Genomic DNA, 23,540 nt, shown 5'->3' on the forward strand with positions numbered 1-23,540 from the left:
ACCGAGAAAGGCGACAGACATGTTCGGTGCCGTTCGTCGAACCGCAATCGTGATCGCGCTCGCGGTGGGGCTTGTCGGTGGGGTGGGAGCCGCCGCGCGGGCCGCCGTCAACCCCGTCACTCCCCAGTCCCTCTGCGGTCTGGGCTATGTCGTGCGGGACCAGGACCCCATCCACCACGCGGAGAGCCGGGAGCGGCTCGGCACGGTCTACCTGATGTACAACACCCTCACCGGGTACGGCTGCACCGTCACCGTTAAGTCCGCGTACGTCGGCGCGCTCACCCGCACCCAGGTCTACCTCTCCGCCCAGTACCTGCCCACCCAGGTCGACGACGCCGGCAGGCTCTACGCGGCGGGTCCGGCGAGGGCGTACGTGCGTGGCGGCTGCACCATCTGGGGCGGCTTCATGGCGGACCCGTCCGGCGCCATCCACTACCACGACCGGGCGAACCCGGCGATCGGCGGGATCGGCACCTGCTTCTGATCGACGTGGCGTGGCCCGCGCCGCGCTACGGGTGCGGGCCACGCACCGGTTCCGCCGGCCAGCCGTCCCGGCGCTGGTCCGGTGGCATACTCGGTCGCCATGGTGCTGTCGCGCGGCTGGGCGTACTTCCTCATCGGCGTCGGTGTCTGGACCTGGGTGATCTGGCCGCGGTTCGCCGTCGCGATCTGGAAGGACCCGCGCTCCTGGTCGACCGGGGTGGTCGGGGACTTCCCGGCGACCGGGTTCCTCTGGATCCACGCCCTGCTGATCGCGGCGTCGCTGGCCATCGGCACCACGGTTGGCGTGCTCGGACTGCGCGCCCTGCGTGCCGGCCGCCGGCCACCGACGTCCTGACCCTCCGTGGCACGGACAGCTGCCGGCGCGTCCGGGCCCGCTCGGGAGCGGACCGGGGGTCCTGGAATGCGGCGGTGCGGCAGAGCGTTGTCGCTCTCCGTGGGCCCGCCGCCGATCGCTTCGCGGGGCGGTGGACGCCCTGCCGGGCAAGTGTGACGCGGGCCGCTGCCCACGGATTTGACGTTCAAACCCGCGGACGCGTAACTTTCTCTCTGCCAGCGCGGAACGGGGCAAACAGGGCGAAAGACCTGGTGCTCTCGACCGGGAAGGCGCCGGCGTCGGAAGGGGGATCAACCCCTTGGGACGCCGGTCGGGCGGGGCCCGCTGGATCTGCCGGGAGGCGGATTTGGTGCGGCGGAACCGACCGGGTAAGGTTGACGACCGGCAGGGCACCGGACGAGCCAGCGGGAGACCGCGGCGGGCCGGCCTGCCGAATCCGATGATCGAGCACAGCGGTTCGCCGCTGCGTGCGGTCAGCGGCGCCAAGCCGTACGAAGCATGACAGACCGGGACACACGGTTTGACACGGCCGAGACGGTGAGGTAACGTAGTAAAAGTGCCCGGCGCGAGAGCGGTGGGTGGGAGTGAAGCCCCGGATGGGGCCCACGGTGTGGGTTTCTGATGGTGTGTGGTTGTTCTTTGAGAACTCAACAGGGTGCTTGATAAGCCAGTGCCAAATTGTTTTATACCCCGGACTGGTCGAGGCTGTGGTTTCGGCTGGTTGGGATTCCTTTGGCAACACTTTTTGTTGCTGGGACAGTTTTTCAACAGGTTTTTGTTGGAGAGTTTGATCCTGGCTCAGGACGAACGCTGGCGGCGTGCTTAACACATGCAAGTCGAGCGGAAAGGCCCTTCGGGGTACTCGAGCGGCGAACGGGTGAGTAACACGTGAGCAACCTGCCCTAGGCTTTGGGATAACCCCGGGAAACCGGGGCTAATACCGGATAGGACTTCCTGCCGCATGGTGGGGGGTGGAAAGTTTTTCGGCCTGGGATGGGCTCGCGGCCTATCAGCTTGTTGGTGGGGTGATGGCCTACCAAGGCGACGACGGGTAGCCGGCCTGAGAGGGCGACCGGCCACACTGGGACTGAGACACGGCCCAGACTCCTACGGGAGGCAGCAGTGGGGAATATTGCACAATGGGCGGAAGCCTGATGCAGCGACGCCGCGTGAGGGATGACGGCCTTCGGGTTGTAAACCTCTTTCAGCAGGGACGAAGCGGAAGTGACGGTACCTGCAGAAGAAGCGCCGGCCAACTACGTGCCAGCAGCCGCGGTAAGACGTAGGGCGCGAGCGTTGTCCGGATTTATTGGGCGTAAAGAGCTCGTAGGCGGCTTGTCGCGTCGACTGTGAAAACCCGCGGCTCAACTGCGGGCCTGCAGTCGATACGGGCAGGCTAGAGTTCGGTAGGGGAGACTGGAATTCCTGGTGTAGCGGTGAAATGCGCAGATATCAGGAGGAACACCGGTGGCGAAGGCGGGTCTCTGGGCCGATACTGACGCTGAGGAGCGAAAGCGTGGGGAGCGAACAGGATTAGATACCCTGGTAGTCCACGCTGTAAACGTTGGGCGCTAGGTGTGGGGGGCCTCTCCGGTTCCCTGTGCCGCAGCTAACGCATTAAGCGCCCCGCCTGGGGAGTACGGCCGCAAGGCTAAAACTCAAAGGAATTGACGGGGGCCCGCACAAGCGGCGGAGCATGCGGATTAATTCGATGCAACGCGAAGAACCTTACCTGGGTTTGACATGGCCGCAAAACCGGCAGAGATGTCGGGTCCTTCGGGGGCGGTCACAGGTGGTGCATGGCTGTCGTCAGCTCGTGTCGTGAGATGTTGGGTTAAGTCCCGCAACGAGCGCAACCCTCGTTCGATGTTGCCAGCGCGTTATGGCGGGGACTCATCGAAGACTGCCGGGGTCAACTCGGAGGAAGGTGGGGATGACGTCAAGTCATCATGCCCCTTATGTCCAGGGCTTCACGCATGCTACAATGGCCGGTACAATGGGCTGCGATACCGTGAGGTGGAGCGAATCCCAAAAAGCCGGTCTCAGTTCGGATCGGGGTCTGCAACTCGACCCCGTGAAGTCGGAGTCGCTAGTAATCGCAGATCAGCAACGCTGCGGTGAATACGTTCCCGGGCCTTGTACACACCGCCCGTCACGTCACGAAAGTCGGCAACACCCGAAGCCGGTGGCCCAACCCGTCAGGGAGGGAGCCGTCGAAGGTGGGGCTGGCGATTGGGACGAAGTCGTAACAAGGTAGCCGTACCGGAAGGTGCGGCTGGATCACCTCCTTTCTAAGGAGCACCATCCACCGAAGGGTGGTATGGAGCCCGCGGCCCGCGGATGTCGGGTCGGGGTGCTCGATTGGCGGAGACACTGGCGAGTTTTTCCCTGGCAACGGCCGGGTTCTTCCTAGTACGGCCACTTCGGTGGTGTGGAACGGGGTCCTGGTGCGGCTGGGGGAGGATGATGGGCACCCTGTTGGGTCCTGAAGGAACAACCGGTGGTTGTCCTTTCGGAAACCATGACCTGGAGTTGAGTTCCAGGGTTGGTTGCCAGGCACGGCCTGGCCTCGCATACCGGATGCTGCCCCCGTGGGGGTGGGGTTGCTGGTGTGGGGTGTTTCGGGTTGTGGGTTGGTCGTTTGTTGAGAATTGCACAGTGGACGCGAGCATCTTTGTGGTCAAGTTGTCAAGGGCGAACGGTGGATGCCTTGGCACCAGGAGCCGATGAAGGACGTGGGAGGCCGCGATAGGCCTGGGGGAGCTGTCAACCGAGCTGTGATCCCAGGGTGTCCGAATGGGGGAACCCGGCATCAGTCATGTGGTGTCACCCGCACCTGAACTCATAGGGTGTGTGGAGGGAACGCGGGGAAGTGAAACATCTCAGTACCCGTAGGAAGAGAAAACAACAGTGATTCCGTGAGTAGTGGCGAGCGAAAGCGGATTGAGGCTAAACCGGCTGCGTGTGATACCTGTCAGGGGTTGCGTGGTCGGGGTTGTGGGACCCTGCTACACGAGCTGACACTCGTGTGAGGAGTTACAAAGCCAGTTGTTAGTCGAATGGTCTGGAAAGGCCGACCGTAGACGGTGATAGTCCGGTAGGTGAAAGCAGCTGGTCTTCTGTGGGTGTTCCCGAGTAGCGGCGGACTCCTGAAATCTGCCGTGAATCTGCCAGGACCACCTGGTAAGCCTAAATACTTCCTGGTGACCGATAGCGGACGAGTACCGTGAGGGAATGGTGAAAAGTACCCCGGGAGGGGAGTGAAATAGTACCTGAAACCGTTCGCCTACAATCCGTCGGAGCCTTGCGGGGTGACGGCGTGCCTTTTGAAGAATGAGCCTGCGAGTTAGTGGCATGTGGCGAGGTTAACCCGTGTGGGGGAGCCGTAGCGAAAGCGAGTCTGAATAGGGCGATTCAGTCGCGTGTCCTAGACCCGAAGCGGAGTGATCTAGCCATGGGCAGGCTGAAGCGCGGGTAAGACCGCGTGGAGGGCCGAACCCACCAACGTTGAAAAGTTGGGGGATGACCTGTGGTTAGGGGTGAAAGGCCAATCAAACTCCGTGATAGCTGGTTCTCCCCGAAATGCATTTAGGTGCAGCGTCGCGTGTTTCTTGCCGGAGGTAGAGCACTGGATGGTCTAGGGGGCCCACAAGCTTACCGAAATCAGCCAAACTCCGAATGCCGGTAAGTGAGAGCGCGGCAGTGAGACTGCGGGGGATAAGCTTCGTAGTCGAGAGGGAAACAGCCCAGATCACCAGCTAAGGCCCCTAAGCGTGTGCTAAGTGGAAAAGGATGTGGGGTCGCATAGACAACCAGGAGGTTGGCTTAGAAGCAGCCACCCTTTAAAGAGTGCGTAATAGCTCACTGGTCAAGTGGTTCCGCGCCGACAATGTAGCGGGGCTCAAGCACACCGCCGAAGCTGTGGCACTCACACAAGTACTTCGCCGGCGCTCTTCGGGGTGTTGGTGCAGGTGTGTGGGTGGGTAGGGGAGCGTCGTGCCGGGGGTGAAGCAGCGGGGTGACCCAGTTGTGGACGCGGCACGAGTGAGAATGCAGGCATGAGTAGCGAAAGAAGGGTGAGAAACCCTTCCGCCGGATGACCAAGGGTTCCAGGGCCAGGCTAATCCGCCCTGGGTGAGTCGGGACCTAAGGCGAGGCCGAGAGGCGTAGTCGATGGACAACGGGTTGATATTCCCGTACCCGCGAAGGAGCGACCCTGACGAACCTCGTTGTGCTAACCACCCGATCTGTGGGCAGTCTTCGGACCAAACACGGGGAGCGTGGGAACCTGGCGGGTAGTAGTCAAGCGATGGGGTGACGCAGGAAGGTAGCTGAGCCCGGCCGGTGGTTGTGCCGGGGTAAGCGTGTAGGCCGTGCTGTAGGCAAATCCGCAGCACACATAGGCTGAGACGTGATGCCGAGCCGATTCAGGTGAAGTCAGTGATCCTATGCTGCCGAGAAAAGCCTCTAGCGAGTTCCGAGCGGCCCGTACCCCAAACCGACACAGGTGGTCAGGTAGAGAATACCGAGGCGATCGGGCGAACTGTGGTTAAGGAACTCGGCAAATTGCCCCCGTAACTTAGGGAGAAGGGGGGCCGGAGACGTGAAGCCCCGCGCGGGTGGAGCGTTGTATGGCCGCAGAGAGCAGGGGGAAGCGACTGTTTACTAAAAACACAGGTCCATGCGAAGAAGTAATTCGATGTATATGGACTGACGCCTGCCCGGTGCTGGAACGTTAAGGGGACCTGTTAGCTCTTTCGGGGGCGAAGCGGAGAACTTAAGCGCCAGTAAACGGCGGTGGTAACTATAACCATCCTAAGGTAGCGAAATTCCTTGTCGGGTAAGTTCCGACCTGCACGAATGGCGTAACGACTTCCCCACTGTCTCAACCACAGGCCCGGCGAAATTGCACTACGAGTAAAGATGCTCGTTACGCGCGGCAGGACGGAAAGACCCCGGGACCTTTACTATAGCTTGACATTGGTATCTGAATTAGCTTGTGTAGGATAGGTGGGAGCCGGTGAAGCTCGCACGCCAGTGCGGGTGGAGGCAATCTTGAAATACCACTCTGGTTGGTTTGGGTATCTAACTTCGGACCGTTATCCGGTTCAGGGACAGTGTCTGGTGGGTAGTTTAACTGGGGCGGTTGCCTCCTAAAGGGTAACGGAGGCGCCCAAAGGTTCCCTCAGCCTGGTTGGCAATCAGGTGTTGAGTGCAAGTGCACAAGGGAGCTTGACTGTGAGACTGACAGGTCGAGCAGGGACGAAAGTCGGGACTAGTGATCCGGCACTGGCATGTGGAAGCGGTGTCGCTCAACGGATAAAAGGTACCCCGGGGATAACAGGCTGATCTTCCCCAAGAGTCCATATCGACGGGATGGTTTGGCACCTCGATGTCGGCTCGTCGCATCCTGGGGCTGTAGCAGGTCCCAAGGGTTGGGCTGTTCGCCCATTAAAGCGGTACGCGAGCTGGGTTTAGAACGTCGTGAGACAGTTCGGTCCCTATCCGCCGTGCGCGTAGGATACTTGAGAAGGGCTGTCCCTAGTACGAGAGGACCGGGACGGACGAACCTCTGGTGTGCCAGTTGTCCCGCCAGGGGCACGGCTGGTTAGCTACGTTCGGAAGGGATAACCGCTGAAAGCATCTAAGCGGGAAGCTCGCTTCAAGATGAGGTATCCCACCACCTTCGGGTGGGTAAGGCCCCCAGCTAGACGACTGGGTTGATAGGCCGGAAATGTAAGCCCGGTAACGGGTTCAGTTGACCGGTACTAATAGGCCGAGGACTTGACCAACAAAGCTGCTACGCGTCCACTGTGCAACTCCCGACAAACGAACAACAAACCCGTGTGGGTGTTGTTTGACATGTCGATAGAGTTACGGCGGTCATGGCGGAGGGGAAACGCCCGGTAACATTCCGAACCCGGAAGCTAAGCCCTCCAGCGCCGATGGTACTGCACTCGGGAGGGTGTGGGAGAGTAGGACACCGCCGGACATCTTTCCCGTTCAGGGCCACCCAACTGGGTGGCCCTGAACGCGTTTCCGCCCCCCTTTTTGTTTCTTCACCGGCGCCATGCCACAACCCGGAATCGACGCCAAGCCACCGGCGGGTGATCGACCCGATGCCGCGGGCATGGTGGTGACCGACCCTGTCGGATACCGCAACGCCGCCCACCCGGAAACGACCATCGGCCGGCGCTACAACCCTCGCTTGTCCGGCTCACCGGCAGGAAACCGCCGCCCCGGGCTGCGGCTCGGCCCGGTCCAGCACGCCTTGTCAAGGAGCTCACGAGCCCGCCGGCAACGGCATGCCGCACGTCGGCGAGCGGCGGGCCAGGAGCACGCACAGGTGCGCGTGGCCTCGGGCGGGACGTGGTGTGCGTACGCCATGACGAAGCCCCGCCGGCGAGGATGCCGGCGGGGCCGTGTGGAGCTTGCGTGGGACGGCGGTCAGGAGGGTTCGGGGGCGCAGATGAAGCGCGGCTCGGCGTCGTAGCGCCAGCTGAACTTCTCCCGCTTTACCACCTTGCCGTCCTTGCGGAAGACCCGGTACGCGTCCTGCGTGAAGCCGTCGCTGCCGGCGGCGGCGATGCAGGTGGGGCCCGGCTCCAGGTAGACCGTCTTCGGCTTGGTGACGTTGCGGCGCGGGCCGTACTCGGTCTTCACGCTGTCCCAGATCTTCGTGCTCCAGATCGAGACGGTGATGGTGCTGGCCGTGTACGAGGTGTCGATCAGCACGCCGTGGTCGGTGTTGTTCCGGAACTTGAAGTCCAGGTCCGGGTAGAAGATCGTCGACTCGATGACGGCCGGGTAGCGGCTGAAGTAGAACGAGTGCGGCTTGTGCTCGACGTCCTCCAGGCCGGCGTAGTAGGTCGCGTTGAACAGCGTCGTGGTGAACTGGGAGACGCCACCGCCGACGCCGGGCACCAGCTTGCCGTTGAGGATGACCGGGGCGTCCTTGTAGCCCTGGGCGTAGCCCCGCTCCCCCGTGTGCCCGTTGAGCGAGAACGTCTCGCCGGGCAGGACGAGCGTGTTGTCGACGTCCCTGGCGGCGGTGATGATGTTCTGGCTGCGCGGCGAGGAGAGCCCACCGGGGAACCTGGTGGTGAACGTCGAGACCCGCTCCTTGATGCCCAGCCCGGCGAGCTTCGCCGCGGTCAGCTCCGGCTCCGCCGGCTTGAGCGTGCCGGTGACCTTCCGGCCGTCCGCCAAGGGCAGGACCGCGAGCAGGGCCTCCCCGAGCATGGAGGTGTCCAGCTGCTGCCCCGGCTTGCCGTCGGTGATCTTCGGCTTGCCGCCGGTGAGGGTGATCTGCGCGTCCTGCGGGGGCACCTCGACCTTGGCCAGGTCGCCGCCGAGCGCCGTACGGAGCCGCTTGACGTCCACCCGCGCGGTCAGCTTGCCGGTGTCGTCGGCGCTGAACCGCAGACTCTTCGCGATGGCCGACGGCGGGATCGTCACCGAGCCCTTGTCCGTGGTCAGCGTGACCGGCGCCGCCACCGCGGGCTTCGCCAGCTCGGCCACCATCGTGTCGACCTCCTCGGCGGTGGTCGCCGGGTGCTTCTCGATGAGCGGGACGGCGATCGGCTGATCACTCAGCCAACCCTCGCGCACCACCTGCGCGGAACGCTCCGGGTCGAGGGCGAGGCTGGGCTTCGGATGCACGGCCTTCGGGGTGAGGCCGCTCCAGGTGATCGCCGGCATGGTCATCTTGCGGCCCTGGTCGCCCACGACCTTCTTGAGCGCCGCGTCGAGGCGGGCCACGTCCACGGTCACCACCGGCTGCACGTCGCGGGACCCGACCAGCCGGTCGACCGCGTGCGCCTCCGCCTGCACGGCGGCCGCGACGGTCGCGTCGACGTCGACCGCGAGCCCGACATCGGCCGGGTTGATCTCCGCCGTGCGCTCGCCGACGCGTACGGTCACCGGTGCGCCGAACTCGGCCGCCCGCCGGTCCAGCTCCGCACGGAGCTCGCGGGCGGCGTCCGAGCGGCTCCGGCCGCCGAGCTCGGCGCCGAGCACCGTCGTGCCGCGCGGCACGTCACCGGCGTACGCGTAGGCGCCCACACCGGCCACGGAAGCGAGCACCGCGGTGGCGAGGCCGGTGGCGAGCAGCATCCGGGCGCGGCGGGACCGCCCGCGACCCGGCGACCCGGCGGGCACCGACTCCTCGACCGGCCACCGCACCGCGGTCACCTGCACGGTGGGCCGGTCGTCGGCGGGCGGGGTTTTTTCGCCGTACAGCGTCACAGTCACCTCGATCGGGGGCGCCACACACGAGCGGGTTTCCCGCCCGGAAGACAACTACGGTAACCAACGTGTCGGCGCCGCGGCAGCCTGCTCCCGGCCCGTCCCGTCAGCGCGTGTCGCGGACCGACCCGATGGTCGCCCACGGTGGCGAACATGAAACGGTGTGAGCATGCGGGTGGACGATGCGGTCCTGGCGTACGGCGGTGGCTGGGTGGACCGGGCGGGGGCGCTGCGGGCCGACCCGGAGCGGGTGGCGGCGTTGCTGGCCGGGCCCGGGGCGCGGCTGCTGGCCCTCTGGCGGGACCACTGCCTGGTGGCCGGGGACACACCGGTCCGGTTGGCCGGGGAACGGGCTGCGCAGGCGCGTGCTGTCGCGGACGAGGCCGTGTTCCTCGGCCTGGACGCCGGGGAGCCGGTCTTCGCGGTGGACCTGTCCGGGCTGACCGAGGACGCCGCCCGCCAACTGGCCGGGGCGACCGCGGTCACCGACGTACGGCGGCTCGTCGGGCGGCTCACCCCCGCCGAGGCGGCCACCCAGGCGTACGCGCGGGGCCTGCTGCACTGGCACCGCCAGCAGCGGTACTGCGGCACGTGCGGCGCGCCGACGGAGGCCCGGGACGCGGGGCACGTCCGCCGCTGCGCCGCGGTGCACTGCGGCCGGCTGTTCTTCCCCCGGATCGAACCGGCGATCATCGTGCTGATGGAGGCCCCCGGTCCGCCGGGCCGCTGCCTGCTGGCCCGGCACGCCGGCGCACCCGAAGGGGCGTACTCGACGCTGGCCGGCTTCGTCGAGGTGGGCGAGAGCCTGGAGGACGCGGTCCGGCGGGAGATGGCCGAGGAGGCCGGTGTGGTCGTGACGGACGTGGCGTACCAGGGCTCGCAGGCCTGGCCGTTCCCGGCCGGGCTGATGGTGGGGTTCCGGGCCATCGCCGCGTCCGAGGAGGTACGGGTCGACGGCCACGAACTGCTGGAGGCACGCTGGTTCACCCGTGCCGAGCTGCGGGAGCGGGTGGCCGCGGGCCGGCCGCTCGGTCGGCTCGACTCGATCGACCACCACCTGCTGAACCGCTGGCTCGCCGAGGGCTGATCCCGGCAGGTCAGCCGTGGCCCCGCACACCGGGAGACGCCGGCTGCCCGGCACCCGGCGGCGTCAGCCACGCGCGGACGGCCATCGTGAGCGTCATGACCACGGCGGTGCCGAGGGCGCACCAGAGCAGGCCGGCCACCGTACGGGGCGCGATCGACACCGCGGTGACGACCAGGACGACGCTCCCCACCCACAGGGGCGCGGCGGGCCAGCGGACCCCGGCCGCGACCGCGGCGTTCAGCAGAACGAACACGACCGCGTAGAGCGCCCCGACGGCGGCGAAGAGCGGCGCGTACCCACCGAGATGGGTGTAGTCGGTGCCCCCGGCGAGCCGGAACGCCAGCCCACCGGCGGACGCCGAGGCGAGCACCAGCAGCAGCCCGCACCCGCCGGTGAGGGCCAGCGCGACGGTCCGGCTGCGCCGATCGCCGCGGGCCAGCCGGGGCAGGGCGAGCACCGTCGCCACCTGCGGTGCCCAGAGCGCGCCCTTCGTGAGGACCGTCCCCACGGCGTACGCCCCCGCGTCGCCGGCCGGCAGCAGCTGGCGGGCGAGCAGCAGGTCCGCGTACGAGACGACGAGCATGGCGAGCGTCGCCCCGCAACCGGTAAGGATCCGACCGGCGCCGAGCGCCGGTGCCGCCGGTGCGGCCGTCGCCGTGGCCGGTCGGGCCAGCACGGCGAGCGCGAGCGGGGTGAGCACGGCGGACACCGCGCCGAGGAGCAGCGACCCGGTCAGTCCGAGACCCAGGAGCAGACCGACGAGTACGCCCCCGTACCGGCCGACGGCCAGCAGGACCATCCCGACGGCGAGCCGGACGAACCGCTGCCCGCCCTGGAGTTCCCCGAGCGGGCGGCAGGCGAGCACGATCGCCGCCGTGGTGACCGCGGACAGGATCGACACCTCGACCGGGAGGCGCAGCGCGGTGGTGAGCAGCGGAGTGGCCACGACCAGCGCCCCCGCGCAGAGCGTGGCGGTCACCAGGGCGGCCCGGCGGGTGTCCGAGTGCCCGTGCCGGGCGTGGTGCACCGCGACGGCGAGCTGCAGGCCGAATCCCGGCACGCTCGCGATGGCGATCAGGCCGAGGGCGGTGGCGAGGGCGCTGAGGTCGGCGGCGTCGAGCTGCCGGGCGGCCAGGACCGGCGCCACGTAGGCGAGACCGTTCCCCAGGATCCCGGCGGCGGTGACGGCGAGGCCGGCCGCGCCCAGCGCGCGTACGCCGACGGGCTCGGGACGCGTACGCACCACGTCGCCACCGGCGGTTCGCCGGTTCACGTGATCCCCGACAGGTCGGAGTCGCGCCACGAGGCTGCCTCCGGACCGCGCTGGTGCGGCAGCCCGGGCGGCGGGACGGGCGGCGACGCGGACTCGGCCGGACGTGGCGGTGTGCGCCGGACGGGCCGCCGCCGGACGGTCGTCGACAGCCAGAGGCAGCCGAGGGCGAGCACCATGAGCAGTTGCGGAAGGACGGCGGTGTGCCGTTGCGCGGCGTCGAGGTACGCCCAGGCCGCCAGGACGACCAGGGCGGCCGGGAGCCAGGTCTCGGCGAGCCGGGTGACGAGCCGGACCCGGCGTGGATCCGCCGACCGGGGCAGCGGGATCGCGCCGGGGAGGGCGAGCAGGACGCCGGCGGCGACCAGCAGACCGCCGACGATGCCACCGAGCATCAGCAGCGCGACGGCGCCGACCGCCAGCAGGGGGACGGACCGGGTCACCCGGCGCCGGACCGCACGGGTCGGCGGTCGGTCACCCCGGTGGCGGTCGGGGAGCACCGCCAGGACCACGACCACCACGAGCAGGACACCGCCGGCGAGCAGGCCCACCCGGTACGAGCCGTCGGGCGCGAAGCGCAGGACGACCTCGCCGGAGACACCGGCCGGCAGCAGCCAGCCCTGCTGCCACCCGTCGACGACGACCGGCCGTAGCGGCTTGCCGGCCACGGTGGCCTCCCAGCCGGGGTTGGTGTTCTCCCGGACGGCGAGGACACGGTCGGCGGCGTGCTCGCCGACGCGTACCCGTCGCTCGGTGGCGTCCCACGAGGAGACCTGGACGGCGCTCGGCGTCACCGCGCCGGTGGTCCCGGTCTCCTTCGGCACCAGCGCGACCCGGGTGGGCGCGGCCAGGCGGCTGGCCGAGGCGACGAGACGCTGGTCGCCCTCGGCGAGCCGGATCTGCCGGGGGGTGCCACGGCCGCACGGCTCCGCCGGCACCTCGCGCAGCTCCAGCAGGTCCCGCACGGTGGCCCGGAGCGCGGTGGTGACGCGGGCTCCGCCGACCTCCACCGTCGGGCCGGTGCCGCAGGCGAGCCGGACGGGCGCGTCCAGCTTCGGCCGCACCGTGGGCGCCGCCGGCAGGACGGTGATCTCACCGACCGCGACCGGTAGCGGCTCCGGTGGGCGCAGCCCGTACGGGTCGGTGCTGTACACGGAGGGCTTGTCGAGGAACTGGATGGTGATCTCGTCGGTGCGCATCGGCGGGTCCATGGTGAGGAGGCCGCCGGTGCCCAGCAGCCCGCCCCGGACACCGTCGTCACCGACCACCCGTACGCTGCCCACCTTCGTGGCGGCCGCGTCGGCGGGGAGCGAGAACCGCAGACCCGTGATGAGCTGCGGCCGGAGCCACTGCAGGCGCAGGATCGGGGCCTCGTCGCTGGTGGCGGGGGACCAGGCGGTCGCCGGGTCCCCGTCGAGCGCGGCGCCCGGCCGGCCGGCCGGGTCGGGGACGGCCGTGGAGGAAGCGGTCACCGTGGGGGCCAGCCGCAGCGCCTGAGCGGCGGCCACCTCCTCGTCGAGGGCCGCGTTCAGCGCATCGCCCGGTGTCGGGCGCGCCCACACCTTCGCGGTGTACGTGCCGGCGGCCGGCAGGGTCGCCGTGCGGTCGATCGCGCGGCCGTCCTCGGAACCCCGGGCGGCGTCGGTCGAGCAGCGCGGGCGGCCGTCGACGAAGAAGCAGGCCGGCGTGGTCGGAGCCGCCGAGACGAGCAGCGCCGCCGGGCGCTCGGTGGCGGGAGCGGCGGGCAGTGCCAGCGTGCGGCTGGTGCGGATGCCGGGGATCTCGACCTCGGCGATGCCGACCGTGCCGCCACCGCGGCCAGTGCCGATGGTGCCGTCGATGGCGATCCGGACGTCCCGGGTCGCGTGGACGCCGGGCAGGGCGAACGTCATGCTGTCGCCGAACGACTCGACGGAGAGCGCCTCGAAGCCGGCGGTGACGGTCACCTTCGTCGGCACCGTGTCGGCGGTCAGGTCGAAGCGGACCCGGACCTCGGTCACCCGGGTCGGGTTGGCGAGGTCGATCTGGAGCCACTGCCCGCTGCCGCCGGTGTCCGGGGCGGACTGCCAGGACGTGGTGACGTCCCCGTCGATCGCCGCGTACGGCTGGTGCTCGGGCCGGGCGCCGCCGCGTACCCCGACCTGCGAGCGGGCGGAGGACGCCCGGACGGCGTCGATGCCCTCGAAGCGCGCGACCGTGCTCTGCTCGGCGCCCCACTCGGGCAGGTAGTCGTGGGCCGGCGCCGGTACGTCGTAGGTGTCGGCGGCGGTGAGGGTCGCGGACGTGTTGTCGCGCAGCCGGCCGAACGACACGTCCCGCTTGCGGAGCCCGTCGGTGAGGGTGACCGCACCGGGCGGCCCGCCGTCGGGCAGGTCGCCGGCGAGGATGGTCGGCGCCGCGGGAAGTTGCCCGGCCGCGGCGAGGTCGAGAAGTGACTCGGGACCGCCCACCACGGTCGTGACGTCCGCGCTGTCGTACGCGACGACCCGTTCCACGGGACGGTCGACCCGGTACATCTCCAGGGCCCGCACCGGAGCGTCGAGGCCCTGGTCGCGGTGCGTGCCCTCGGGTGGGCCGCCCCGCACCGGGCCGAAGGTAGCCACCCGGGTCAGGCCGGGTGACCGTTCCAGCGCCTGGCGCACGACCAGCGGGCGGGCCGTGTCCGAGCGGCCGTGGTCGAGGTCGGCGCGGAACAGGACGTGGCTGACCCCCGAGCGCGCGAGCAGGTCGGCGAGCCCGGCCGAGCCCGCGCCGGTGGCGAGCGTGGACTCGATCGCGTCGAGCAGCCGGATCGTGGCCGGCGGGGTGAACGGGATGGCGTTGCGGACCGCCCACGGGCCGTCGAGCAGCGGCTGCGTGATCTCGTCGGTGGTGTTGCCCCAGTCGTAGGAGGGGAACCGGGCGCCGGGGACGACGAGCACCCGCCCGCCGTCGCTCTTCGCGTCCAGCCAGTCGGCGGCTTCCTGCCAGTAGCCGGGGACGTCGCGGACGCTGCCGGGTGTCGCGAGCGAGCCGGCGAGCGCCGGCGCGGCCACCCCGGCGACGGCCGTCATCGCCACCCCCGCGGTCAGCCAGGCGCGGGCCGCCGTACGGCGACGGCGCCGGGCGGGCGCGGTCCGCGCGGCCCGTACCGTCAGGCCGACCAGGTGTGCCACGCCGAGCGCCAGCGGCAGGCGCAGCAGGACGTCGAACTTGTGCACGTTGCGTAGCGGCGCACCGGCCGCGTCGAGAAACTGGCGCTGGGGCTCGGCGAAGGTGTTCGGCAGGTCGCCGAGGTGGCCGAGGCCGACCATGGCGGCACCGAGCACCACGCCGGTGACGAGGAACCGGCGGTGGGGCATCCCGCGCCGGGACAGGCCCAGCACGCCCAGACCGGCGACCACCAGCGTGGCCACGACGAGCAGCGGCTCGGTGGCGAGTCGCGCTCCGGCCGGGATCGTCGGCCCGAACGGGTTGCCCAGGTACGCCACCCAGTACGAGGTGCCGCGGAGGACCGTGACCGCGTCCGTGACGCTGGTGGTGAAGCGGGCGGTCTCGATGTAGTCGAGAAACGGGGGGCTGTAGCGGCCGAGGGTCAGCAGTGGCACCAGCCACCAGGCGGTGGCCAGGAGGACCGCACCGCACCAGGCGGCGAGCGCGGTGAGCCGGAGGCGTAGCGGCCGCAGCGTGGCCAGCCAGAGTACGGCGAGCGGGACGACCGCGAACACCGCCGTCGCGTTGACCCCGCCGGCGCAGGCGACGGCCACCGCCGATCCGGCGACGGCGCGCCGCAGCGGGGCTCCCCGCGCCAGGCCCACCAGGGGGATCAGCACCCAGGGCGCGACCGCGCTGGGCCAGGCCTCCACGGACGACCAGCCGAGCTGCGTCAGGATGCGGGGGGAGAGCGCGAACGCGACGCCGGCGATCATGCGGCCGGCGGGGGTGCCGATGCCGAGCCGGCCGGCCAGCCGGACCGCGCCCAGGTACGCGACGCAGAAGAGCAGCGCCCACCACAGCCGCTGGACCACCCACGGGGCGAGGCCGAGTTCCGAGCCGACGAGGAAGAACGGTCCCATCGGCCAGAGATATCCGTACGCCTGGTTCTGGAGCTGGCCGAACGTGCCGGCGGGATCCCACAGGTGCAGGGAGCGGAGCAGCCAGCCGGCGGGGTTGACGTTGAGGTCGACCTTGGTGTCCGGCACGATCAGGCCGGGTTCCTGCTGGAAGGCGAGCGCGGAGAGCGCGATGCAGATGGTCAGGTGCCGGAAGCGCCGGGCGTTACGCCGTGTCCGGCTCAGTCCCGGATCGGTGGCATCTGTCACCTCTGCACGCATCTCGGCTCCTGTCTCCGCCGTCCTGACGCGCCGCCCACGCCTGGCGGTGTCGCGAGAGGGTAGCCGGACACCGTTCCGGGCGGCGACCTGGGGCGCTGGGGTCGCGTATCGGGAAAACGGCGGTCCCCACGGCGTGTAAGCGTGTGGCAGGCTGCCGACCATGTCAATGCCAGAAGCTGAGGCCGTGACGCGTCCGGAACCGGCCGCACCGGCCGACGGTGGACGCTGGTCCCTCGGACGGTGGCTCCGCGCCGACCGCGTCCGCGCCGTCGCGATCGCCCTGATCGTCGTCGCCGTGGCGTGGCGCGCGAGCCTCGCCACCCGGGGGTGGTTCTCCCAGGACGAGTTCGTGATCGCCGCCCGGGCCATTGACACGCAACTGACACCGGACTTCCTCCTCCAGACCTTCAACAACCACCTGATGCCGGGCGGCCTGCTGGCGACGTGGTTGATGGTCCGGGCGGCCGGCTTCACCGGCTGGCCGTGGGTGGTGCTCCTGGCCGTCGGCCAGGCCGCGCTGGGCGTCGCCTTCTACCGGTTGCTGCGCGACCTGCTGCGTCCCGGCTGGGGCCTGCTGATCCCGCTGTGCATGTTCCTGTTCAGCCCGCTGACCCTGGAGGCGTCCTCGCTCTGGCTGGTCGGGTTGCTGCTGCTGCCCGTGCAGTTGGCGATGGTGCTCGCCGTCAAGGCCCAGGTGCGGTACGTGCGGACCGGGCGGAAGCGGCACCTGGTCGGCATCGCGCTGTGGCTGGTCTTCGGCCTGCTGTTCGACACCAAGGCGCTGCTGATCGCGCCGCTGCTGTTCCTCCTGACGCTCTTCCTCTTCACCTCGGGCGGGGTGGGGCGGTCCCTGGCGCAGACCGTCCGCCGGCACTGGCCGGCGTGGCTGATCCTGGGTGTGCTCTCGGGGGCCTACCTGGCGTTCTACCTGACCCGACCGGCCGGGGAACTGGCCGGTCCACGCTCGGTCGGCGAGGTTTTCGGGTTCCTCGGGGACCTGATCGGGAAGACGCTGATCCCCGGGCTGCTGGGCGGCCCGTGGCGGTGGACGTACGCCGGTGACGGGCCGCCACTGGCGGACCCGTACGACGTGGCGATGTGGCTGTCCTGGGCGGCGCTGCTCACGGTGGTCGTGGTGACCGTGCGGCGGCGTCCGTCGGCCGGTCGGGCGTGGCTGCTCCTGCTGTCGTACGTCGCGATGGTGGGCGCGCTGTTCGCCGCCACCCGGCTGGGCGACGTGCTCAGCCCGCTCGCCGGTCTGGTGCCCCGGTACGTCGCCGACGTGGTGGTGGTCGCCGCGATCTGCGTGGGAACGGCCCTGCTGGGCCGCTCCGACGCGGAGGAGGCCGACGTCAGCGCTTGGCCGGTGCCGACCGTGCTGCGCGAGCCCGGCGCGTTCGCGGTCGGGCTGGTGTCGATGATCGCCGTGCTGGTGACCATCGGGGTCGGCACGCTCTGGACCACCGCCCGGTTCGGCGACAACTGGAGCACCAAGCACGGCCGCGAGTACCTGGCCACCGCTCAGGAGGAGTTGGCGGCGGCCCCACCGGGGACCGTCTTCCTGGACGGTCTCGTGCCCGACCGGGTCGTCGCCGGGTACTTCTGGCCGGACAACCGGCAGTCGCACTTCTTCCGCCCGGCGGAGCGCCGGCCGGTCTTCGTGACGGTGGCCGAGCGGCCGTCGATGTTCGACGACGCGGGCCGTATCCGGCCCGCCGCGGTGCAGGGCCGGAAGATCCTGCCCGGTGGCGTGCCCGACTGCGGGCACATCGTCAGGGACGGTCTGTCCACCCGGATCCCGCTGGACGGGCCGCTGGAGGAGTGGCCGTACGTGGTGCACTTCGGCTACCTCAGCTCCGGGGAGGCCACGGCGACGTTCCGGCTCGGCGAGGCGACGCGGGAGCTCGACCTGCGGCGCGGCCTCAACGAGGTCTACTTCAACCTGGAAGGGGCGGGGGACGCCGTCCAGATCACGGTCGACGATCCGAAGGTCGGTCTCTGCACCAACCTGATCACCGTCGGCAGGCTGGTGCCGGCGTCCTGAGTACCGGTCCCATGCCCCCCGCCGTCTCCAGCCGCTCGGCGTCGCTGTACGTCGTCGCCGCCGCCGTCACCGCGCTGGTGCTCGCCCCGCTCGCCCTACCCGGCTACGTGCTGCTGTACGACATGGTGTTCGTGCCCCGGCAGCCGCTGAGCTGGGAACTGGTCGCGCCCGCGCAGAGCCTGCCGCGTGCGGTGCCGATGGACGCGGTGGTCTCCGTCGTCACGCAGTTCCTGCCGGGCTGGCTGCTCCAGCGGCTGGTACTCGTCGCGGCGGTGTTCCTGGCCGCCGTCGGGGCCGGTCGTCTCGTGCCGACGGAGCGGCGGGCGGTGCGGCTGCTCGCCGCGGTCGGGTACGCGTGGACGCCGTACCTCGCCGAACGGCTGCTGATCGGGCAGTGGGGGCTGCTCGTCGCGTACGCGGCGCTGCCGTGGATCGTGCGCGGGGGGCTCCAGGTGCGGGCGGGCGTGTCGGGCGCGGCGCCCCGGCTGGTGCTCGTCGCGGCGCCCGCCGCGATCACCCCGACCGGTGGTCTGCTCGCGTTCGGCACGGTGGCCCTGCTCGTGGTCGGTCGGGGCCGCCGGCGGGTGTCGGCGCTGGTGGTTGGTGCCGTCGCGCTGCTCAACGCCCCGTGGATCGTGGCGGCGGCGGTCACCGGGGCCGGTGGTTCCTCGGACCCGGCCGGGGTGGCGGCGTTCGCCGCCCGCGCCGAGAACTGGGCCGGCCCCCTGGCCGCGCTGGCGGGCACCGGTGGCATCTGGAGCGCCCAGGCGACCCCCGGCAGCCGGTCCGCGCCGCTGGTGCCGCTGGTGACGCTGGTGCTGCTGGCGCTCGCGGCGGCCGGTGTCGGCCTGCTGTGGCGGCGACTGCCGGCGGGCGCAGCCGGGCGGCTGGCGATCCTCGCCGCCGGGGGTTTCCTGCTCGCGGCGCTCGGCGTGCTCCCCGGCGGGGACGCGCTGCTGCGGTGGGCCGTGGTGGAGGTGCCGGGCGCCGGGCTGCTGCGTGACGGACAGAAGTTCCTCGCCCCGTACGCGCTGCTGCTGGTGCTCTGCGTCGCGCTGGGCGCCGAGCGGCTGGCCGCCCGGGCCGACCGGGACCTGGCCGGGCTGGTCCTGGCGGGGTTGTTGCTCCTGCCGATCGCCACCATGCCGGACCTCGCGGTGGGCGGAGCGGGGCGGCTACGTCCGGTCGACTACCCGGCGGACTGGCGGGTGGTGTCCGGGCGGGTGACCGGTGAGCCCGGGGAGATCCTGGCGCTGCCGCTGTCCGCGTACCGGGCGTACCCGTGGAACCCGGACCGGGTCGTGCTGGATCCCCTGCCCCGCTACCTGCCCGGGACGGTGCTCGCCGACGACACGCTGCGGGTGGGGACCCTGGAGGTGGCCGGGGAGAACCCGCGCGTCCGGGAGGTGCGCCGCCTGCTGCGGGAGGGCCGGCCGGTGGCCGCGACCGGGGTGCGCTGGGTGGTGGTCCAGCACGGGTCGGCGGGCCGGGTGGAGCCCGCCGCCCTCGCCGGCCTCCAGGTCGTCCACGACGGTCCGTTCCTCACGCTCTACCGCAATCCGGACGCAGCGGCCCGCCCGGCGTCCGGCCGAACGGCGCGGTGGTCGGTCGTGGCGGCGTTGGCGGCTGCCGTCCTGGTGGTTCTCGGTGCGGCACTTTCGGCGCTACGCCGGAGGCCTACCGCGTGGTAACGTCCGCTCGCACGTCTCGCCATAGGAGGATTGGCATGCGTAAAGCCCTCACCCTGCTCGTCTCGGGTCTGGTCGCGGCGTTGCTCGGTGTCCTGGCCCTCGGGGGTGTCGCGGCAGCCGCCACCACCACCGACGCCGAGGCGGCACAGGAGGCCAAGAGCGTCCGTGAGGCGGCCCAGCGGGCCGGCAAGCAGGATCCGTACGCCCCGACGGTCTACGGCATCAGGTAGGACGGTTCGCCCCGCCGGTGAACCCGGCGGGGCGCATCCTGCGCGGCCACGATGGCCGCGAAGTGCCCGCCCGCGGCCTCCCAGGTGAAGGACGCGGCGTGCTGCCGGGCCTCCGCGCCCATCCTCCGCCGGACTTCGTCCTCGTGGAGCAGCGTGCGCACCTTGGCCACGTAGTCGTCGATGTCGTCGGCGAGCAGTCCGGTGCGCCCGTCCACCACGGCCTCGGCGACGCCGCCGGCGTCCCGGAACGCGACGGTGGGGGTGCCGGCGGAGCCCGCCTCCACGATCGTCAGCCCCCAGCCCTCCTTGAGCGACGGGGTCAGCGCCACCCACGCCGAGGCGAGCAGGGCCGCCTTCTCCTCCTCCGTGACGAAGCCACGGAACTCCACCCGGTCGCTGATGCCCAGGTCGCCGGCGACGTCGTGCAGGTGCGGCTCCCACCAGCCCTGTCCGGCGACGACCAGCCGCAGCTGCGGCAACTCGTCGGCGAGGGCCGCGACGGCCCGCAGCGCCACCTCGACGCGCTTGTGGGGGACCAGCCGGTTGAGCGTCACGAGCAGCGGAAACGGTGCCCGCTCGACGTCGGTGCGGGGAAGGGTGGGCGTGCCGTTGTGCACCACGGAGACCTGCTCCGGCGGCACACCGAGGGTGGCGAGTTCGCGGCGGGTGGCCTCGGAGACCGTGACGTAGCGGCAGCGGCGGTAGACGCGTACGGCGAACGACGACTCGACCCACCAGCCGAACCGGGCCGCCCACGGCGGGAGCACCACGGGCCACTGCTCGCGGTGGACGTGGTGGATCAGCTTCACCACCGGCCGTCGTGCCCACAGCGGCGCCAGGAACGGCAGGCCGTTGCAGACGTCCACCAGGATGTCCGGCCGGCCGCCCCGCCGCCGCGAGAGCGGGCCGAAGCCCAGGGCGCCGGCGACGTAGCAGAGTGCCGCCCACAGGTACACCGTGTGGCGACCGCCGCGCCGCACCAGGCGGACGCCGGCGTCGTTGACCTCGTCCGCGGGTGCCCGGTCGTGGGCGGCGCAGAACAACGTGACACGGAAGCCGCGGGTGACCAGCTCCGCGGCGATCCGCTCGACGTACACCTCGGAGCCGCCACCCTCGGGGTTGCGGGTGTCCCGCCAGTTGAGGAACAGGACGTGTCCGGGGGTGTCGGCGCTGTGTTCCACGCGAGTCCTACTCTCAAGTAATAAATTCGCGACGCGCGTCACACTAGGCGTTAACAGTTGGCGGCGGCAATGGTCAGATCCGATGACGCTGCTCAGCGTGACGGGCCGACCGCCGGCAGCGGGGCGTCGGGGACGGGCGTGACCGGCCGCTGTCGGCGCTGGTTGCCGAGCAGCGTGATCGGCCGCTCGATGCCGTAGTAGCTGACCGCCGCGTAGGCCAGGCCACCGGCCATGGTCAGGGCGAACGTGCTGACCAGACCGCCGGTGAACAGGGGCCGGTCGGCCACGAGGTAGATCAGTTCGAGGATCAGCGGGTGCCAGAGGAACAACCCGTACGACACCGCGCCGAGCCAGCGGGCGGGGGTGGCGCCGAGGACGGCCTGCGTCCGGGTGGGCCGGCCGAACGCCACCGGCACCAGGATCAGCACCCCGATCGCGAGGTACAGCGTGAGTTTGACGGCGAACTCCGCCACGGTCGGCTCGGCGAGGTCACGCGGGCCGGCCACCGGCGTCGTCGCGATCGCGAGCAGACCGACCGCCGCCACCCAGCACGCGATCGGTGCCGCGGCCAGGTCGTCCAGCACCCGGAAGGCCGCCGGTGCGGTCCGGGTCTGCAGCGCCACGTGGGCGGCCGCCAGGGCCATGCCGGCGCCGAACCAGGCCCCGTACGCGGGGAGCCAGGTGGTGTGCAGGCCGGTGTCGAGCCAGCCCCCCGCCATACCGCCGAGCCAGGCGGCGGTCACCAGGACGCCGCCCGCGGCCACGAGCGTGGTGCGGACCGGCCGCCAGGTGCGGCCCACCGCCAGCGCGGCGACCAGCGGCAGGATCAGGTAGAACGCCACCTCGGTCGCCAGGCTCCACGTCTGGCTGAGGCCGTGCCGGAGCTGACCCCGTTCGTAGATCTGGGTGAAGGTGAGGTGGCGCAGCCAGTCGCCGGCCGACGCGGGCCGGTTCTGCGGGAGCACGATCAGGCAGACCGCCACCGCCAGCCAGTACGCGGGCAGGATCCGCAGCGCGCGGCGCCACAGGTACCGGCCGGTGCCGGGGCGGGGCCGGCCGGTGGCGGCGCTCAGCGCCCAGGGCCGGAACAGCAGGAACCCGGAGAGCACGAAGAAGATCGCGACCCCGACGTCCAGCCGTGCGAGCCACCCACCCCACTGCTCGGCGGCGGTCGCGCCGGTGTGGAAACCGACGTGGTGACCGACCACGGCGGCCGCACCGACCGCGCGGAGCGCGTCGAGGGCGGGAAGTCGGCCGCTGGCCGAAGGCTCCGACGCAGGTGGCGCGGCGGCTGTGGACATCTGGACATCCAGGGGGTCGCTTTGAGGGTGACCGGAGAGTAACCTCCCGCCATGTTAAGGATCGGGTGCCCCCGGCGACAGTCGTAGGGCGGCAGGTTGCGGGAGGATGAGTGAAGCTTCGTGTGGGCGCCGCGCTCTTCGGGCTGGGCGTCTTGTTGCTGGTTTTCGCGGCCGGGTTGCCGCTGTACGTGGCTCCAGCCGTGACCAAGCTCCCATACGACCTCGACCCGACCACGTCGGTGGCCGAGGCGAAGGACGCCCAGTTCCTGAAGATCACGAAGGTCGGGGAGTCGGTCACCATCGACGTCCCGCGGGCCACGCTGCTCTCCACGGTCGAGGTCATCCCGCAGCCCGAGGACACCGAGGACCGGCTGCCCAAGGAGCTCAAGGGTGACGCGGTGATCTGGAACGTCTACCAGACGGTCCGGCGCGCCGACAACCAGGACGTGGTCAGCCAGTACAGCACCGAGCTCGCCCTGCTCCGGGTGTCCGGTGCCGCGGCGCCGTGGAAGGAGCAGTGGCTCAACGAGAGCGGCGCCGAGCAGACGCCGGTCGGCAACGTGAGCTACGCCGGCCAGGTCTACAAGTTCCCGTTCGGCACCCGGAAGCGGGATTACCAGATCTTCGACCGGGACCTGAAGAAGCCGCTGCCGGCGAAGTTCACCGGCACCGAGACCGTCAAGGGCCTCGAGGCGTACCGGTTCGAGCAGCGCATCGAGAACGAGGTGCTCAACACCCCGGAGGACAGCGTCAAGAACCTGCTCGGCAGGTTCTCGCCCGGGGCCACCACCGGCCAGGTCGTCTACAGCAACACCCGCACGGTGTGGGTGGACCCGGTGACCGGCTCGTACGTCAAGGTGCGCGAGCAGCAGCACAAGGAGCTCCGCCCCGACGTCGGCACGCCCACGGTGCTGCTGGACGCGGACTTCAACTACACCGACGAGACGATCACCAAGAGCGTCGAGACGGCGAAGGACAACCGGTTCAAGATCGGCCTGATCAGCCTGTGGCTGCCGATCGTGGCCGGCGTCCTCGGCCTGATCGCGCTGGTGGCGGGCATCCTGCTGGTGCTGCGGGGCAACGGCGGGGGTGACGGTGCCCGGCACCGGGCCGGCGCCGCTCCGCTCACCGACGACACCCGGGTCGACCAGGAGCCGGTGCGCGACGACGCGCAGCCGGCGGCCGAACCGCAGGGCGGTCCGATGAGCGACGAGATCCCGCCCGCGACGACCAACTGGAAGGCCGACGACGGGTCGGTGCCGGGCCAGCGACCCGCTCCGGGCGAGGTCGAGCAGCGGTGACGCCACCGGGCTGAGGGCCCGGCACGGACGAGGGGTG

12 protein-coding genes and 3 rRNA genes are annotated in these 23,540 nt (G+C 70.4%); 10 read left to right on the forward strand and 5 right to left on the reverse strand.

Annotation, left to right across the window (positions count from 1 at the left end; genetic code table 11):
• The first annotated feature begins 19 nt into the window (after window positions 1-19).
• From GKC29_RS05460 to rrf, 5 genes are all read left to right on the forward strand, one after another.
• Window positions 20-484 carry a hypothetical protein gene (locus tag GKC29_RS05460; RefSeq protein WP_155329777.1) on the forward strand — a complete coding sequence of 155 codons (465 nt, stop codon included), beginning with the start codon at window positions 20-22 and terminating at the stop codon, window positions 482-484.
• 99 nt (window positions 485-583) lie between these two features.
• Window positions 584-838 carry an SCO4848 family membrane protein gene (locus GKC29_RS05465; protein ID WP_155329778.1) on the forward strand — a complete coding sequence of 85 codons (255 nt, stop codon included), beginning with the start codon at window positions 584-586 and terminating at the stop codon, window positions 836-838.
• A gap of 775 nt (window positions 839-1,613) precedes the next feature.
• A 16S ribosomal RNA gene (locus GKC29_RS05470) occupies window positions 1,614-3,129 on the forward strand.
• 387 nt (window positions 3,130-3,516) lie between these two features.
• Window positions 3,517-6,630: ribosomal RNA gene (locus tag GKC29_RS05475) — 23S ribosomal RNA — on the forward strand.
• An 83-nt stretch (window positions 6,631-6,713) separates the two neighbouring features.
• Window positions 6,714-6,830: ribosomal RNA gene (gene rrf, locus GKC29_RS05480) — 5S ribosomal RNA — on the forward strand.
• Together the 16S, 23S and 5S rRNA genes form the textbook arrangement of a ribosomal RNA operon.
• A 455-nt stretch (window positions 6,831-7,285) precedes the next feature.
• Here rrf and GKC29_RS05485 read toward each other — a convergent pair.
• Window positions 7,286-9,091: a VanW family protein gene (locus GKC29_RS05485; protein ID WP_155329779.1), complete on the reverse strand. Its 1,806-nt coding sequence runs from the start codon at window positions 9,089-9,091 to the stop codon at window positions 7,286-7,288.
• Window positions 9,092-9,254: 163 nt separating this feature from the next.
• Between GKC29_RS05485 and nudC the strand changes: the two genes are divergently transcribed.
• Window positions 9,255-10,172 carry an NAD(+) diphosphatase gene (gene nudC / locus GKC29_RS05490; RefSeq protein WP_155329780.1) on the forward strand — a complete coding sequence of 306 codons (918 nt, stop codon included), beginning with the start codon at window positions 9,255-9,257 and terminating at the stop codon, window positions 10,170-10,172.
• Window positions 10,173-10,182: 10 nt separating this feature from the next.
• Here nudC and GKC29_RS05495 read toward each other — a convergent pair whose 3' ends face one another.
• Both GKC29_RS05495 and GKC29_RS05500 read right to left on the reverse strand, forming a co-directional pair.
• Window positions 10,183-11,445: a polysaccharide biosynthesis protein gene (locus GKC29_RS05495; protein WP_196255815.1), complete on the reverse strand. Its 1,263-nt coding sequence runs from the start codon at window positions 11,443-11,445 to the stop codon at window positions 10,183-10,185.
• On the reverse strand, window positions 11,442-15,755 hold the full coding sequence (locus GKC29_RS05500) for an alpha-(1->3)-arabinofuranosyltransferase (RefSeq protein WP_155329781.1): 4,314 nt from the start codon (window positions 15,753-15,755) through the stop codon (window positions 11,442-11,444). Before GKC29_RS05500 ends, GKC29_RS05495 begins: the two co-directional genes overlap by 4 nt.
• A 166-nt stretch (window positions 15,756-15,921) precedes the next feature.
• Between GKC29_RS05500 and GKC29_RS05505 the strand changes: the two genes are divergently transcribed.
• Genes GKC29_RS05505 through GKC29_RS05515 form a run of 3 tightly spaced genes read left to right on the forward strand, consistent with a single transcriptional unit; the run spans window position 15,922 to window position 19,720 of the window.
• On the forward strand, window positions 15,922-17,799 hold the full coding sequence (locus tag GKC29_RS05505) for a hypothetical protein (protein ID WP_370463352.1): 1,878 nt from the start codon (window positions 15,922-15,924) through the stop codon (window positions 17,797-17,799).
• Window positions 17,800-17,810: 11 nt separating this feature from the next.
• Window positions 17,811-19,490: a hypothetical protein gene (locus GKC29_RS05510; protein WP_155329783.1), complete on the forward strand. Its 1,680-nt coding sequence runs from the start codon at window positions 17,811-17,813 to the stop codon at window positions 19,488-19,490.
• Between the two features lie 35 nt (window positions 19,491-19,525).
• Window positions 19,526-19,720, forward strand: coding sequence for a hypothetical protein (locus tag GKC29_RS05515; RefSeq protein WP_155329784.1), 195 nt, complete (start codon window positions 19,526-19,528; stop codon window positions 19,718-19,720).
• Here the strand turns inward: GKC29_RS05515 and GKC29_RS05520 are convergent.
• Window positions 19,705-20,901 (reverse strand): glycosyltransferase family 4 protein, encoded by a 1,197-nt coding sequence (locus GKC29_RS05520; RefSeq protein WP_155329785.1) that lies wholly within the window; start codon window positions 20,899-20,901, stop codon window positions 19,705-19,707. The two genes, GKC29_RS05515 and GKC29_RS05520, sit on opposite strands and share 16 nt — an antisense overlap.
• Window positions 20,902-20,993: 92 nt before the next feature.
• Entirely contained in the window at window positions 20,994-22,202 is a 1,209-nt protein-coding gene (locus tag GKC29_RS05525) for an acyltransferase (protein WP_155329786.1), read from the reverse strand.
• A 110-nt stretch (window positions 22,203-22,312) separates the two neighbouring features.
• Here GKC29_RS05525 and GKC29_RS05530 point away from each other — a divergent pair, with 110 nt between their 5' ends.
• Window positions 22,313-23,503, forward strand: coding sequence for a DUF3068 domain-containing protein (locus GKC29_RS05530; RefSeq protein ID WP_155329787.1), 1,191 nt, complete (start codon window positions 22,313-22,315; stop codon window positions 23,501-23,503).
• Window positions 23,504-23,540 lie beyond the last annotated feature (37 nt).

The sequence above is a fragment of the Micromonospora sp. WMMC415 genome, from assembly GCF_009707425.1.
Classification (GTDB): Bacteria; Actinomycetota; Actinomycetes; order Mycobacteriales; family Micromonosporaceae; genus Micromonospora.